The sequence below is a fragment of the Pontibacter sp. H249 genome (assembly GCF_037892465.1).
GTDB lineage: Bacteria > Bacteroidota > Bacteroidia > Cytophagales > Hymenobacteraceae > Pontibacter.
In genome coordinates this window covers 187,756-201,571 of record NZ_JBBKTR010000006.1, presented here as the reverse complement: position 1 = coordinate 201,571, position 13,816 = coordinate 187,756, and the positions used below count along the sequence as shown (strand labels likewise).

Here is a 13,816-nt window from a genome sequence, read left to right as displayed (position 1 = left end):
ATACCTATGGTAGAGAAGCACATAAAGTCATTGCTATATGATCATGACTGCGTTATCATCCCCGATTTTGGAGGTTTGATAACTCGTTATGTGTCTGCCCGAATCAACCCGGTAAAGCACTCGTTTCTGCCACCTTCTAAAAAGGTGGCTTTTAACGAGAAACTCGTCATGACCGATGGTTTATTAGTTAGCACAATTGCTTATAAGAATCAGGTGTCGAAGGAAGAGGCGCAGCAACTTGTAAAAGAGTTTGTACACCGGGCCAAGGCCACACTGCAGCAGGAGAACCGGTTTGTGCTGCAGGATATTGGCACTTTTAAGTATACTACAGAGCAAAAGCTTGAATTTGAGTATGTAGAGGCTGACAATATGCTGGATGCCAGTTTTGGCCTGCCTGAGCTAACGGTAAGACCAATAAGGTTTGAGGAGCCAGCAGTGCTACGCACGCTGAAAAAAGACAATCAGCAGGAGCTAATCCATGCAAAGCGACCATTTAAGAGCCGCCTGAAGAGAGTATATAATGTGGCAGCTGGCTTGGCTTTAACTGGCTTAACGGCATCAGCTCTATACTTTTTCTCATTGCAGGCTGACTACAATTTAAGTAGCCTAAACCCAATGTTGCTGTTAAACCAAAGCTTTAACACTGGTAACTCAGCAGAGGCTAATAAGTTTGCTGACGACTATGTTCCTTTTACAGCAGAGGAACGTTTTACAAATTATAAAGCTTTATTACCAGTAAGCATTCCTGTTTTAGAGGCTGCTCCTGAGGAACTTATCACTGAGGAAGTTGATGCCTGGGCTACAAGTGACACTTCAGATGCATCAACTGAAGTGGCTGTTAATGAGGAAGCAATATCTGAGAGTGTAATTGAGCAGCCTACTAAAAGCATTGCTGAGACAGCTCAGACAATTAAAGAGAATTCAAAACGTTTTTATATTATCACTGGCGGCTATTCAACATCATTAAGCGCTGAAAATGGCCTTTTTCTTGTTCAATCGAAAGGCTATGAGCAGGCGAAATTGTTGGCCCCTGGCAAAGGAAGCAGACTATTCCGTGTTTCTGTAGCGGATTTTGGAACACAAGATGAGGCTCAGGCTGCCTTAGACAAGTATAAAAGTACATTCGGAGAAACTATTTGGGTATATAAAAATTAAAATGACATCACTCTTATTACAAATCACAACTACACCAGTTGATACAACTACTGCTATAGCTGAGGGGGCTGAAGCAGCTAATACTACTGTATCGCTATTAGATCTGGCTATGAATGGTGGGTGGGCCATGATCCCGCTTGCTCTTCTTTCTCTTGCGGCTCTTTATATTTTCTTTGAACGTTATCTAACGCTAAAGAAAGCGGCTAAAAACCCGGAAGGCTTCAACGACAGAATTAAAAGTATGGTACTAGCCGGCGATATCAATGGAGCAAAAATGCTTTGCGCCCAAGCTAATACCCCGGTTTCCAGAATGATTTCTAAAGGTGTTTCCCGTATTGGTAGCCCGTTAAAGAACATTGAAACCTCTATTGAGAACGTTGGTAAGATCGAGATCAGCCGCTTAGAAAAGAACTTATCTGCTTTGGCAACTATTGCCGGTGCTGCACCAATGCTTGGTTTCTTAGGCACGGTAACGGGTATGATCGGTGCCTTTATTGCAATTGCACAGGCAGAGGGGTCTGTAAGCCCTAAGCTATTGTCAAGCGGTATCTACGAGGCCATGGTAACAACAGCTACTGGTCTTATTATTGGTTTGCCTGCCTATGTGGGTTATAACTACCTTGTTTCTAAAATTGACAGCATTGTGCACTCTATGGAATACTCTTCTATTGAGTTCCTTGATCTGTTACAAGAACCACAACTGTAAGAATGAATCTACGCTCAAAAAACAGGATCAATCCAGAGTTCAGCATGTCGTCCATGACGGACATCATCTTCCTGTTGCTAATATTTTTCATGCTTACCTCTAATTTTGTAACACCTTCTGGTTTGCCTGTTAGCCTACCAAGTAGTAAGGCTTCTGACATTACTATGCAGAAGATCAGTGTTACAATTTCGAAGGATTTGCAGTATTACCTGAACGACAAGCCAATAGCCCTGGAGCAGATTGAACCAGAGCTGGCAGCTTTATTGCAAGGAGGAACAGAGCAAGGTGCCGTAGTGTTACACGTTGATAAGACTGTACCGGTAGAGCATCTTGTAAAAGTGGCTGGTATTGCTAAAAACTTAAATGCCAGCGTTACATTGGCAACAGTACCAAGCGAATAAGAAAAAACTATGGCATTTGCCCCAACACAAGAGGAAGAAAAGAATAAGCGTATTGCCGCTGGTGTCAGCATTGGTGTGCATGTGCTTATTTTGCTTTTCCTGATCTATATGCTGGCTTGGCGCGCGCCTGATCCGCCTGCACCTGAACTTGGAATCGAGCTAAACTTTGGCTTGGATGCTGTAGGTAGCGGTGATGTGCAGACACAGGCTACTCCAAACGAGTCTAAAAATGTAGAGGACAGCAAGCCTGCTCCAACACAGCCAGACCCGCTTCCGGAGCCAGCTCCAACTCCTACACCTACACCGCCTGTTAAAGCAGTTGAAACACCTAAAGTAGTAACTACAACAGCAGAGGCTCCAGTTACTGCAAAAGAAGTGGAGAAGCCACAGCCTAAAAAAGAGCAACCGGTTAAGGAAGAAGTGAAGAAGCCTGTAGTGCAGCCGCCTAAAGAGGAGGTAGTAAAGAAGGAGCCTGAAAAGCCTAAATCTCTTTATCCAGGTAAGCCTACAAATGATACAGGTACTGGTAAGAGCGGTACCTCTAACAATGCAACCGGCAACAACAATGGCGACGATGCCAATAAAGTAGGAGACAAAGGTGACCCCAAAGGCACACTGGAGGCTAAAGCACTTTATGGTAAACCCGGAGGAGGAGCTGGTGGATCGCTTAATATGGCTGGCTGGGGCTGGGGAGATATACCTCGTATAAAAGACGCCTCTGCAGAGACTGGTAAGGTTGTTATAAAAGTTACTATCAGCCCTGATGGCACCGTTGAGAATGCCGTTGTTGTGGAGAAGACAGTATCTACACAGGTTGCAAATATCTACCGAGATGCCGTTTACCGAGATGCTACATTTATCAGAACAGGCGAAAACAGAACAGGTACTGCAGGAGCTACAGGGTTCATAACCTATATTATTACCAACAGATAATTCCCTTTTGATGACCTATCAAGATTGTCTTGATTATTTATACCAGCAATTGCCGATGTACCAACGCATCGGCAATGCTGCTTTTAAGAAGAGCCTCGACAATATAATTGACCTTTGCGAGGCACTGGGGCAGCCACAGCATAAGTTTAAAAGTATACATGTAGGCGGCACCAACGGCAAAGGTAGCAGTTCCCATATGTTGGCGGCTGTGCTGCAGGAGGCAGGTTATAAAACAGGTCTTTATACTTCACCACACCTTAAATCATTTACAGAGCGGGTTAAAGTAAACGGACAGGAATTGCCACAGGATTACCTTATCCGGTTTGTAGAGCAAAACAAAGAATTATTTGAAAGTATAAAACCATCCTTCTTCGAGATGACGGTGGCCTTGGCATTTAAATATTTTGCCGATGAGCAGGTGGACATTGCCGTGATAGAAGTAGGCTTAGGCGGAAGACTAGACTCAACCAATATTATTACACCGGAAGTTTCGCTTATCACCAATATAGGCTACGACCACCAGGCACTGCTCGGCGATACGATAGTCGCTATTGCCTCTGAGAAAGCTGGTATTATTAAAGCTGGCGTGCCGGCTGTAATCAGTACCAAGCAGGAAGAGGCAGAGGAGGTATTTATACTTAAAGCAATGAAGGTAGAGGCCCCACTATACTTTGCAACAGATAAATTTAGATTAGAATTGGTAGAGGGTGATCTTGAGCGGCAGGTTTTTCAGGTATACAGTAATGAAATGTTATACTTGGCTGGTCTTGAATTAGATCTTACAGGCTCATATCAAAAGTATAATTTACCTGGTGTACTACAGGTGTTAGCGTTGTTGCAGGAGAAAGGCTACAGTATACCAGAAGAGGCTCTGCGTGCTGGTTTGGCGAAGGCGAAAAGTATAACTGGCCTTAAAGGCAGGTGGCAAAAGCTAAATGATAGTCCTTTAACTATTTGTGATACTGGCCATAACGAGGATGGAATTAAACAAATACTACAGCAGCTGGAGGCTTTGCAGCCTAAGCAAGTGCACATGGTTTTTGGGGCAGTAAACGATAAGGATATTACGAAGGTGCTGCAACTGCTGCCCAAGGTTTATACTTACTATTTCTGCCAGGCCGACATTCCGAGGGCTTTGCCGGTTGCAGATTTGCATAAACAGTCTTTAGAAGTAGGTTTAAAGGGTACAGCTTATACTTCTGTATCTGAAGCTATAAATGCGGCTAAAGCAAATGCGGCTCCTGATGAGGTTATTTTTATCGGAGGTAGTACCTTTGTCGTCGCAGAGATTCAAGAACTATAAGTAATGGGAAGATCAAAATTAGAGAAGTTTAATGTTATCGCAGAGCGCGAAAACGTACTGCAAGCAGGAGATGAACTTTACGGGCAATTGGCCGGGAAATGGAACGATCTGTTTTTTGAGAACAATAATCCGATAGTGTTGGAGGTTGGCTGTGGCCGTGGCGAATATACAATTGGCATGGCCCGTCTGCACCCTGAGAAAAATTTCATCGGCACTGATATAAAAGGTGCTCGCATATGGAAGGGAAGTTCTATGGCAATAGAGGAGGAGTTGGATAATGTAGCTTTCCTGAGGATCTTTATTGAGCAGATGGAGGAGCATTTTGCTGCTCAAGAGGTTGACGAGATCTGGATTACCTTTCCGGACCCACGTCCCAAAGACCGTGATATTAAGCGCCGCCTCACTTCTCCCAGGTTTTTAGATATGTATAGCCGCATTGTGAAGCCTGGTGGGATTATTCATCTTAAAACAGATAACCTTGGTCTTTATGAGTACACATTAGAAATGCTGCAGGAGCGTAAGGTAAAAGATTTAATTCATACTCCCGACCTGTACAACTCAGACCTGCAGGAGCATACCATGGGTATTTATACTACTTATGAAAAACGTTACTTGGCTGATGGTATTCCGATTAAGTACATGCAGTTTAAGGTAAGTTAATTGGATAAGAATTAAACTCTATAGTATCAAGAAATAAATAAAAACGGCCTGCTGATTTATAGTTCAGCAGGCCGTTTTATTTTAAACTGTTAAGGTTGTGAACTAGAATATTAATCTTCTAAAACCCAAACCTTCTAACTCACAATCTTATACCTTTTAAGCTTCTTCAATCTCCTCAAAGATTTCCTGAAGTTCGTCAAAATCCTTTAAGCCTGGCTTAATTTCGTGGCCACCCTGCAGGCCGATACCAGCAGGCTTTATTTGTTTAAGAATAGCAGTGATGTTGTTCTTATCTAAACCAAACCCTACATATATTTTAAACTGCTTTGCAATTTCCTTCAGAAACTTTGTGTTTGTCTCGTCTACAGATGTAAAGTCGTCGGAGTAGATTATAAAAGAGTCTACAACAGAGCTATAGAGCTCCATCATCTCCAGAAGCTCACTGTCTACAGTATCTTTATTGATGAAAATCTTCTGTATTACAGGCCGATTTATTTCCTCTATTTCATCTATCAAGTATGGCGTGTTTAGTTGAATGTAGTCTAACTTAAACTCCTCGGCAAGATCATTTATCACATCTGGCTTGGCTCGCTCAAACTCACCAGCCAATTGCACACCTGATACCCAACCGATAATTTCCTTCAACGTTTCTGATTGCATACGTTGCGGGTCGTCCAGCTTTAAGTTAAAGCCAATAATATCAACGCCCATGCCTGCACAATAGCGTGCATCGCTTAAATTGTTTATTCCGTTTACTATAACTGAGGTACGAAGGGCCATTGTACTTATATCTTTATGTTGAATTTATGTTCTGATAAATAAATTAATTTGATGCTTCAAAGTAAGTCCCAATTACAAAACAATGCTACCTTTTTTGCATATTTTTTATACTTACGCTAACGTAATTGTGATGTTAATCTTATTTGTAGCTACAATATTTGGGTGCCTGAATCTTTATTACTCTGTTGTTGTTGCTATATTTGTGAAAAATTAATAATAATTCGCATTTTAGTTTATCCAATATAGATGAGTACAAAAGGAAGGGTGCTGGTAGCCATGAGCGGAGGTATTGATAGCTCGGTGGCAGCAGTAATGTTACATGAGCAGGGGTACGAAGTAATTGGCATGACCATGAAAACATGGGACTATGCCTCTAGTGGCAGTAGCAAGAAAGAAACTGGTTGCTGCAGCTTAGACTCTATCAATGATGCCCGTAATATTGCTGTTAACCTTGGTTTCCCGCACTACATTATCGATATAAGAGAAGAGTTTGGTGACTATGTGATCAATCACTTCACAGATGAGTACCTGGCCGGGCGTACGCCTAACCCATGTGTGCTTTGTAATACCCATATAAAGTGGGATGCTTTGCTGCGTCGCGCCGACCAGTTAGGCTGTGAGTTTATTGCTACTGGCCACTATGCTAACATTCGTGAAGAGAATGGCCGTTATGTAATATCTAAAGGCTTGGATGAGCATAAAGATCAATCTTATGCTTTGTGGGGTATTTCTCAGAAGAGCCTGAGCCGTACCATTTTCCCACTGGGCAAGCTGCATAAAACAGAAATTAGGCAGATGGCGCTGGATCGTGGCTTTACAGAATTAGTAAACAAGCCTGAGTCTTATGAGATATGCTTTATACCGGATAACGACTACCGTGGCTTCTTAAAGCGCCGCGTAGAGGGTCTGGAAGAGAAGGTAGCAGGAGGTGAGTTTATATTGGAAGACGGCACTGTAGTTGGCACCCATGAAGGATATCCTTTTTATACAATAGGCCAGCGCAAAGGCCTTGGCGTGGCGTTGGGTTTTCCGGCTTATGTTACACGTATAGACAAAGAGGCAAATCGTGTAGTGCTTGGCAACTTTGATGAGTTAGCCAAAAATGCTATGACGGTAGGGAAGTTAACAATGGGCAAGTATGATAACCTGATTGACAGGCCGATTACAACCATCACTAAGGTACGTTATAACGACCCGGGCACAGAAGCTATAGTAGTGCAAGAGGGTGATAAAATGAAAGTACACTTTTTGCGTGGCGTACATGCCATTGCCCCTGGTCAGGCAGCTGTTTTTTATGAAGGCGATGATGTAGTTGGTGGAGGTTGGATTGAGACGAACTACAATCTTGACCAGGAGATTAATACAGAGTTTAAACTTAATGTGCTCCAATAGCAACGTATGAAAAAAGCAATGTTATTTTGGGCCCTGCTCGGGTTAGTTGGCTTTACAAGTTGTGAAACCAAATACCAAGAGCATGACGCTGAGGCTTTAGGTCTGGATTATCTGCCTGTTAATATAGGTGACTATAAGGTTTATAAGGTAGTTGACATTAAGTACCAGTTTAACGTTGCTACAAAAGATAGCTTTGAGATGAAGGAGGTAGTTGATACCTCTTTCTATGATCAAACCTATACACTCACGTATAAAATTATACGCTCTATAAAGCGCTACAATGATACTGGCTGGGTAGAAGACTCCGTTATGACGCTTACCAAGTCTGATAAATATGCTTTACTTACAAAGGATAACACAAAGTATGTGAAGCTTGTTTTTCCTATTAAAGAAGGTAAGATATGGTATGCAGATGCCTTCAACGACCGTCTTACATCTAACGATACCAAAATACCGCATAGGTATATCAACGTCGGTAAACCCTATGATTTAAATGGCGTAACCTATCCGAGCACATTAACAGTGGATCAAAACTCCTCCCCAAATTCTGTGTTGATCGATAATAGAAACGAGGTATACGCGAAAGGAATAGGTAAAATTTACAGAGTGTTTAACAAAGTGGTGCTGGCAAGTTGTGCTACCGATGATTGCGTGTATGGCCCTGATTACAAGCTTGACGGTCATGAAAGGTATGAATCTTTAATAGACTATGGTACTTTGTAAATAATATGCCACAAAAGCTACTCTTCATATTTCTGCTACTGATTGCCCCATGTTTTGTGGCAGTGGGGCAGGAGTCTGGGCAGGAGCAGAAAAGGCTGGTATATTTTACAGATAAAGCTAACTCTCCCTACACGTTACAGCAGCCCCTGGTTTTTCTGTCGCAGAAAGCTCTGGACCGACGACAAAGCCAAAGTATAGCGCTACAAGAACGTGACCTTCCCGTTAATCCTGCCTATGTTGCAGCTTTGAAACAACAAGAGGTAACAGTATGGTATACTTCCAAGTGGTTTAATGCTGCCGTAGTACAATGCTCCGATCAAAAGCTGACTGAAATAGAATCATTGCCTTTTGTCAAAACTACTAAAACACTTAATCGCTTAGCATTTCCAACAGGCAACACTTTACAAAGTATAACTCAACAAGAAACTGCTACATACAGTACAGGTGAGCGTACGACCCTTGTCAAAGAAGATTATGGACGTGCCTTTCATCAGTCAGATATGTTGGGTGTAGTTAATTTGCATAATGCAGGGTATAAAGGTGCTGGTAAAACTATAGCAGTATTTGATGCTGGCTTTCCCGGTGTTAATAACATTAATGCTTTTTCACATCTATTCCAAAACGGGCAGATCAAAGGCACTTTTGACTTTGTGTTAAAGCAGGACAATGTATACGGAGCAAACTCCCATGGTACTTCTGTGCTATCTACGATGGCAGCCTTCGAGCCTGGAAAGATGATAGGCACTGCTTTTGAGGCAAATTACCTGTTGTTAAGAACCGAAGATGCAGCCTCAGAACATAACATTGAAGAAATTAATTGGCTGTTAGCTGCAGAGTATGCGGACAGTGCTGGTGCCGATGTGATTAATTCTTCGCTTGGCTATAATGTTTTTGATAGTCCTTCCAGAAGCTATACTTACAGCGAAATGGATGGCAACACTACGTTGGTAGCCAAGGCAGCAGACGTTGCTGCTGCTGTTGGTATGCTGGTGGTAACCAGTGCAGGCAACGAAGGAAACGGTGGATGGAGGTATATTGCGTCGCCGGCTGATGCAGACTCTGTACTTGCTGTTGGAGCCGTAGACTCACTTGGTATAAAAGCCAGTTTCAGTTCTTTTGGGCCATCTGCTGATGGACAGATAAAACCAGATGTAGTAGCGCTGGGGCAGAAGGTTTATTTTTTAAATACGGCAGGTAATGTAACCAAAGGTAACGGAACATCTTTTGCAGGACCTATAATAGCAGGCTTTGCCGCTAGTTTATGGCAGGCTAACCCTTCCAAAAACAACTACGAAATTATACAGCTGTTACGGCAGAGTAGTAGTCAGGCAACTAATCCTGATAACAGCATTGGTTACGGTATACCAAATTACAGCCGTTCTATTACTTCTTTAGCTAAACTACCAGCCATAGATAAGGTGCTGATAACTAATCCTGTTTCTGATAAACCTGTAGTGCTTATACTGGGGCAAAACTGGCAACGGCAATTACTAGAGGTGCAGGTATTAGATATTACTGGGAAAGTAGTACACAAAGAAAGAATACTTAAGCCTGAGCAGGAGCAGCGTATTAACCTGCAGCCTCAGTTTCTGAGCAGTGGTTTATACTTGTGCCGTATTACTTCTGCCAGCGGAGCTGCCACTACAGTACGGTTTATCAAATTATAAGCTTTAAATTCATACTTTACCTTTAGCCAAAAAACTTACCTTTGTAGGTATGAGACCAATAATTGCACCATCTGTACTTGCCTCCGATTTTGCTAATCTGCAGTCTGAGGTAGAAATGCTAAACAAAAGCCAGGCCGACTGGCTGCATATCGATATTATGGACGGCCGTTTTGTGCCGAACATTTCGTTTGGTTTTCCGGTAATGGAAGCCATAAAAAAGCATGCGCAAAAGCCAATGGATGTGCACCTGATGATTGTGGAGCCTGAGTTATATATTGAGCGTTTCCGCGATGCCGGTGCCGATACTATATCGGTACACATAGAGGCTTGTAACCACCTGCACCGCACTATCCAGCAAATTAAAGCTACTGGTGCAAAAGCTGGTGTGGCTGTAAACCCGCATACTTCTGTTAATTTACTGGAAGATGTGATACCAGATCTTGACTTAGTTTGCCTGATGTCTGTAAACCCTGGTTTCGGCGGCCAAAAGTTTATCGAGAATACCTACCGTAAGATCGAATCGCTGAAGAACCTGATCATAGCACGCAACTCATCTGCCTTGATTGAAATTGATGGTGGTGTAAACGAACAGAATGCTCCACTTTTGTTAGAAAAAGGTGCTGACGTTTTGGTAGCTGGTAACTTTGTGTTTTCTGCCGCTGATCCAATACAGACGATTACAAATCTTAAAAACGTTTTAAAGTAATCTACTAACACCTGTTTATGCTGAAATATCTATCGGTATGGTTTATTATGCTTTTTCCGTTAGGTGTTTCAGCACAGCAGGCTATTGTTACCGGTAAAGTTCTAGACAGTACAGGTGTGCCATTAGAGGTAGCATCTGTAAGTATAAAAGGAACAACCACCGCCACGCAAACCAATGCGCAGGGCCAGTACCGCCTCACTGTGCCTGCAACTAAACAATTTATACTTGTAACAAGCTATGTTGGCTATAAGCCACAGGAACGTTTACTGCAGCTAACGTCAAATCAAATTCTTGCCCTGGATTTTAAACTTGAGCCAGATCCGCAGCAGCTTGGTTTGGTTAACGTGCGTGGTAAAAATGGTAGCGATACCAGAGAGCAGGTAAGTGTTACTAAACTAGATCCGCGCCTTACCCGCAACCTGCCATCAGCCTACGGTGATTTTAATAAGATACTGGTAACGCTGCCTGGTGTATCCAGTAACAACGAACTTTCAAGTACCTACTCGGTGAGAGGCGGTAATTACGACGAGAACCTAGTTTACGTCAATAATATTGAGATCTACCGTCCTTTTCTAATATCAGCGGCGCAGCAGGAGGGCCTAAGCTTTGTAAACCCAGACCTGGTGCAGGACATTGAGTTTTCATCGGGTGGTTGGCAACCAAAGTATGGCGATAAACTATCGTCGGTGCTAAGTATAAAGTATAAAACACCTCAGAAATTTGCTGCTTCCGTTACAGGTGGTTTAACAGGTGGCTCGGTGCACCTTGAGTCGGCATCTAAAAACAAAAAAGTAACCTACCTATTGGGTGTGCGCCATAAAAACGGCCAATACATGCTACAGGGACTGCAGACTGACGGCGATTACCGTCCAAATTTTTCTGATGCCCAAGCTTATGTAACTTATGATTTGAGTAAAAAAGGTGCGGTTGCTGGTACTACAACACTTGGAGTACTGGCTAGCTATGCCCACAATAATTTTCTGGTTATACCGGAGAACAGGGTTACAACATTTGGCACCCGGCAAACACCTTTGCGCTTATACGTTGCTTTTGATGGGCGTGAACTGATGGAGTACCGTACTTTTCAGTCTGGCTTAAATTTAAACCATCGTTTCTCCGATAGCTTTAGTAGTGAGCTTATAGTTTCTGGGGTGCAGTCCAGGGAGCGTGAATTCAGGGATTTGGAGGCTGGTTACAGGCTGAGTGAGGTGAGTGCTAACTCAAATAATTTAGGAGAAGATGAACGGACCAGGGGAGTAGGTAGCCAGTTCGACCATTCCCGTAACACCTTGCTTGCACGTATAGCGACAGCAGAAAGCAGAAACAACTGGACAGTAAGCCAGCGCAGCAATGTACAGTTTGGTTTAAAAGCAGGACTTGAAAGTATAGAAGATGTGCTTTCGGAGTATGGTTTTATGGATTCTGCGGATTTCGTAAATCAAAGCTACTATCTTAACTCTGATCTGAACCTGAACAGCATGCGCTACAATTCCTATGCGCAGCACACCTACGAACTGGACTCGCTTAAGACCATTACCTATGGTATAAGAGCAAGCTACTGGGATTTTAACAAGGAGTTTACCTTTACACCACGCGTACAGTATTCTTTCATTACCAGGCGAAATCCGGATCTATCGTTTAAAGCAGCTGTTGGTTTATATTACCAGCCACCGTTTTACAGAGAGCTCCGCGATTTCGAAGGTGTTCTGAACCGAGATATTAAGGCACAGCGATCTGTACATGCCATAGTTGGCTCTGATTATCTTTTCGAGGCGTGGGGCCGTGACTTTAAGTTTACGGCTGAGGCGTATTACAAGCACATGACCAATGTGATACCCTACGACGTGGATAATGTGCGTCTGCGATACTACGCCCGGAACAATGCCAAAGCCTACGCCACTGGTGTTGATCTGCGCGTGAACGGTGAGTTTATACAGGGTGCAGAGTCTTGGCTAAGCTTTGGCCTGATGCAGACAAAGGAAAACGTTACCGGCGACTCTACCTTTGTGTATGCTCCGAATGGCGAAATTACTGGCAGGCAGGAAGTGGGATACCTGCGCAGGCCCACAGACCAATTAATGAATATAGGCGTTTTCTTCCAAGACCATTTACCGGATAACCCAACGATACGTATGTACCTGAACCTGGTGTATGGCAGTGGTTTACCATTCGGTCCGCCAAGGCAGCCAGAGTTCAGAAATTCATTTAACGGTAAGTCCTATAAGCGCCTAGACCTAGGTTTTTCTAAAGTTATTGTGCTTGAAAGCGAACTGGCAGAACGTAAAAAAGTATCGTTGCAGAGCCTATGGATTGGTTTGGAAGTACTAAATCTGATCGATGCCAATAACCGCATTTCCTATACGTATGTGCAGGATGTAAACGGGTTAACTTATGCTGTTCCTAATTTCCTGACAGGGCGCAGGCTGAACTTACGCTTCGTAGCTACATTCTAAAGTATAACTAAAAAGGGAGCACATGGCTCCCTTTTTAGTTATACTTTAGAGTATTTAGCGTCTTTTCTTCCAGATATTATAAGCTGACTCTATTTCCCGTGAGTAGGTTTTATAGTTGTCAGGTTCTGAAGTTCCTAGTTTAATAGCCTTAGCGGTTAAATTGGCAGCCATTTCATATTCTCTGTTTTGGGCATATAGTCTGGCTTTTATCCAGTTGTTAAAGAAATTTTCTTTTATGGAAATAGACTTGTTTATCCATTCTAGTGCTTTCTGATGATGTTCTCTTCGTGGTAACATAAATTCAGCACTCTGAGCCCAAATATACCAATCGTCGGGAGCAGCTTTAGAAAGTGCTTCGTTAATATTAACCAAGGCTTTCTTTTCTACTTCAGTCTCGATATTTAGTGTAACAGTTGTGTTCTCCCAATTTAATTTAAGCTTTCCGGTATTGGAGCCAATATCAGAGAAGCTAAACTGCATGGTTTCCTGAAATTCTGAGCTGTCGGGTTTTACCTGTAGGTAAGCAACGTCCTCCAGTTCATTATATCCATCTAAGCCCCATAGGGTGGTATCTCTATTCAGTATCACGTTCCAGGTAGAATCTTTTTGAGGCACTATAAAGAAAGAATAAGTACCAGCTGGCACACGTTCGTTATTTAAAAATAATTCGTCCGTGAAAGTGATAAGCGTAGCCTCGTTTGCACCAGCTCGCCACATAGAGCCATAAGGAACTAGCCCTCCGAAAACTTGACGCCCTTTGACGCTGGGCGCATGATAACTTACCGAGATTTCAGTTAAACCAATAGTTTGTTTAACAAAAGCTTCTGGGCTAGCCTGCGGAAGTCGTAGCTGGGCTTTGGCGGAAAACCCTGCTGTTAAAATCAAGAAAAGAAACAGTAGTCTTAACAGATACTTATTCATGGGATACAATACATTT

General features: G+C 42.9%; 13 protein-coding genes. 11 read left to right on the top strand and 2 right to left on the bottom strand.

What is annotated here, in order from left to right; genetic code table 11:
• The first annotated feature begins 6 nt into the window (after positions 1-6).
• From WG943_RS10260 to trmB, 6 genes are read left to right on the top strand one after another with little or no spacing between them, the layout of a single operon-like run.
• A complete protein-coding gene (locus WG943_RS10260) occupies positions 7-1,155 on the top strand; it encodes an HU domain-containing protein (RefSeq protein ID WP_340408724.1) in 1,149 nt (382 codons plus the stop codon).
• Between the two features lies 1 nt (position 1,156).
• Positions 1,157-1,861 (top strand): MotA/TolQ/ExbB proton channel family protein, encoded by a 705-nt coding sequence (locus tag WG943_RS10255; RefSeq protein WP_340408722.1) that lies wholly within the window; start codon positions 1,157-1,159, stop codon positions 1,859-1,861.
• A 2-nt stretch (positions 1,862-1,863) separates the two neighbouring features.
• Positions 1,864-2,262, top strand: coding sequence for an ExbD/TolR family protein (locus tag WG943_RS10250; protein WP_187065806.1), 399 nt, complete (start codon positions 1,864-1,866; stop codon positions 2,260-2,262).
• 9 nt (positions 2,263-2,271) lie between these two features.
• Positions 2,272-3,195: a hypothetical protein gene (locus tag WG943_RS10245; protein ID WP_340408720.1), complete on the top strand. Its 924-nt coding sequence runs from the start codon at positions 2,272-2,274 to the stop codon at positions 3,193-3,195.
• A gap of 10 nt (positions 3,196-3,205) precedes the next feature.
• Positions 3,206-4,498 carry a bifunctional folylpolyglutamate synthase/dihydrofolate synthase gene (locus WG943_RS10240; protein ID WP_340408719.1) on the top strand — a complete coding sequence of 431 codons (1,293 nt, stop codon included), beginning with the start codon at positions 3,206-3,208 and terminating at the stop codon, positions 4,496-4,498.
• A 3-nt stretch (positions 4,499-4,501) separates the two neighbouring features.
• Positions 4,502-5,158 carry a tRNA (guanosine(46)-N7)-methyltransferase TrmB gene (gene trmB / locus WG943_RS10235; RefSeq protein WP_340408717.1) on the top strand — a complete coding sequence of 219 codons (657 nt, stop codon included), beginning with the start codon at positions 4,502-4,504 and terminating at the stop codon, positions 5,156-5,158.
• Positions 5,159-5,314: 156 nt separating this feature from the next.
• Here trmB and WG943_RS10230 read toward each other — a convergent pair whose 3' ends face one another.
• A complete protein-coding gene (locus tag WG943_RS10230) occupies positions 5,315-5,938 on the bottom strand; it encodes a hypothetical protein (protein WP_340408715.1) in 624 nt (207 codons plus the stop codon).
• Positions 5,939-6,184: 246 nt separating this feature from the next.
• On the opposite strand from WG943_RS10230, the gene mnmA reads away from it, so the two are divergent.
• Genes mnmA through WG943_RS10205 form a run of 5 tightly spaced genes read left to right on the top strand, consistent with a single transcriptional unit; the run spans position 6,185 to position 12,879 of the window.
• Positions 6,185-7,330 (top strand): tRNA 2-thiouridine(34) synthase MnmA, encoded by a 1,146-nt coding sequence (gene mnmA, locus WG943_RS10225; protein ID WP_340408713.1) that lies wholly within the window; start codon positions 6,185-6,187, stop codon positions 7,328-7,330.
• A 6-nt stretch (positions 7,331-7,336) separates the two neighbouring features.
• Complete coding sequence (locus tag WG943_RS10220) at positions 7,337-8,053, top strand: hypothetical protein (protein ID WP_340408712.1); 717 nt, start codon at positions 7,337-7,339, stop codon at positions 8,051-8,053.
• A 5-nt stretch (positions 8,054-8,058) separates the two neighbouring features.
• Positions 8,059-9,720, top strand: coding sequence for a S8 family serine peptidase (locus WG943_RS10215; RefSeq protein ID WP_340408711.1), 1,662 nt, complete (start codon positions 8,059-8,061; stop codon positions 9,718-9,720).
• A gap of 49 nt (positions 9,721-9,769) precedes the next feature.
• Positions 9,770-10,426 (top strand): ribulose-phosphate 3-epimerase, encoded by a 657-nt coding sequence (gene rpe, locus WG943_RS10210; RefSeq protein ID WP_340408710.1) that lies wholly within the window; start codon positions 9,770-9,772, stop codon positions 10,424-10,426.
• A gap of 17 nt (positions 10,427-10,443) precedes the next feature.
• Positions 10,444-12,879: a TonB-dependent receptor gene (locus WG943_RS10205; protein WP_340408709.1), complete on the top strand. Its 2,436-nt coding sequence runs from the start codon at positions 10,444-10,446 to the stop codon at positions 12,877-12,879.
• Positions 12,880-12,933: 54 nt separating this feature from the next.
• Here the strand turns inward: WG943_RS10205 and WG943_RS10200 are convergent, their stop codons facing one another.
• Positions 12,934-13,800: a DUF2911 domain-containing protein gene (locus WG943_RS10200; protein WP_340408708.1), complete on the bottom strand. Its 867-nt coding sequence runs from the start codon at positions 13,798-13,800 to the stop codon at positions 12,934-12,936.
• Between the last annotated feature and the right edge of the window lie 16 nt (positions 13,801-13,816).

Coding starts and splice junctions, on each gene's coding strand:
- WG943_RS10215 (WP_340408711.1), top strand. CDS start 8,059: ATGCCACAAAAGCTACTCTTCATATTTCTGCTACTGATTGCCCCATGT.
- rpe (WP_340408710.1), top strand. CDS start 9,770: ATGAGACCAATAATTGCACCATCTGTACTTGCCTCCGATTTTGCTAAT.
- WG943_RS10255 (WP_340408722.1), top strand. CDS start 1,157: ATGACATCACTCTTATTACAAATCACAACTACACCAGTTGATACAACT.
- WG943_RS10250 (WP_187065806.1), top strand. CDS start 1,864: ATGAATCTACGCTCAAAAAACAGGATCAATCCAGAGTTCAGCATGTCG.
- WG943_RS10220 (WP_340408712.1), top strand. CDS start 7,337: ATGAAAAAAGCAATGTTATTTTGGGCCCTGCTCGGGTTAGTTGGCTTT.
- WG943_RS10200 (WP_340408708.1), bottom strand. CDS start 13,800: ATGAATAAGTATCTGTTAAGACTACTGTTTCTTTTCTTGATTTTAACA.
- WG943_RS10205 (WP_340408709.1), top strand. CDS start 10,444: ATGCTGAAATATCTATCGGTATGGTTTATTATGCTTTTTCCGTTAGGT.
- WG943_RS10230 (WP_340408715.1), bottom strand. CDS start 5,938: ATGGCCCTTCGTACCTCAGTTATAGTAAACGGAATAAACAATTTAAGC.
- WG943_RS10260 (WP_340408724.1), top strand. CDS start 7: ATGGTAGAGAAGCACATAAAGTCATTGCTATATGATCATGACTGCGTT.
- trmB (WP_340408717.1), top strand. CDS start 4,502: ATGGGAAGATCAAAATTAGAGAAGTTTAATGTTATCGCAGAGCGCGAA.
- WG943_RS10240 (WP_340408719.1), top strand. CDS start 3,206: ATGACCTATCAAGATTGTCTTGATTATTTATACCAGCAATTGCCGATG.
- WG943_RS10245 (WP_340408720.1), top strand. CDS start 2,272: ATGGCATTTGCCCCAACACAAGAGGAAGAAAAGAATAAGCGTATTGCC.
- mnmA (WP_340408713.1), top strand. CDS start 6,185: ATGAGTACAAAAGGAAGGGTGCTGGTAGCCATGAGCGGAGGTATTGAT.